This is a genomic window from Flavobacterium collinsii, assembly GCF_902804485.1.
GTDB classification, from domain to species: Bacteria; Bacteroidota; Bacteroidia; order Flavobacteriales; family Flavobacteriaceae; genus Flavobacterium; species Flavobacterium collinsii.
In genome coordinates this window covers 1-459 of the sequence record NZ_CADCST010000094.1, presented here as the reverse complement: position 1 = coordinate 459, position 459 = coordinate 1, and the positions used below count along the sequence as shown (strand labels likewise).

General features: G+C 41.0%; 1 protein-coding gene. It reads right to left on the bottom strand.

Features of this window, described 5'->3' with window-relative positions:
- On the bottom strand, positions 1–459 hold a 459-nt coding region (locus FLA105534_RS14320), incomplete at both ends, for a condensation domain-containing protein (RefSeq protein WP_173966803.1).

The window sequence follows — 459 nt, the reverse complement described above, 5'->3', positions numbered from 1 at the left end:
TTTTCTCTTGCACTATAGTCCTGCTCTGCTATCGTAAAGTTGACTTGCTCTGTGGGTACGATGTATTGTCGAACATCTCCGGACTGATCTGTTTTGAAACTGGTTCTCAAAATTTCATGACGAGCGATCAATCGTTTAAACGATTCTTCAAATTTAGTCCCATCAACAACCCCGGTTAGTTTGACTGCCGCTGGCATATTATACGCCAGTGAACCGCCTTCCAACTGGCTCAAAATCCAAAGTCGGCTTTGCGAAGAGGTCAACGGATAAGATGCTGCTTCTATTGCTTTAGGAATTGCTATAAAATTCTTCTCCTGTAATTCCTTACTCAAGCCTTCTATTGTTGGATTGGCAAAAAATACCTTAAAAGAGACTGTTTTTCCTAATTGCTTATGTGTACGGTTGATCACCTGAGCGATGATCAGACTATGTCCTCCTAACTCAAAGAAATTATCGGTT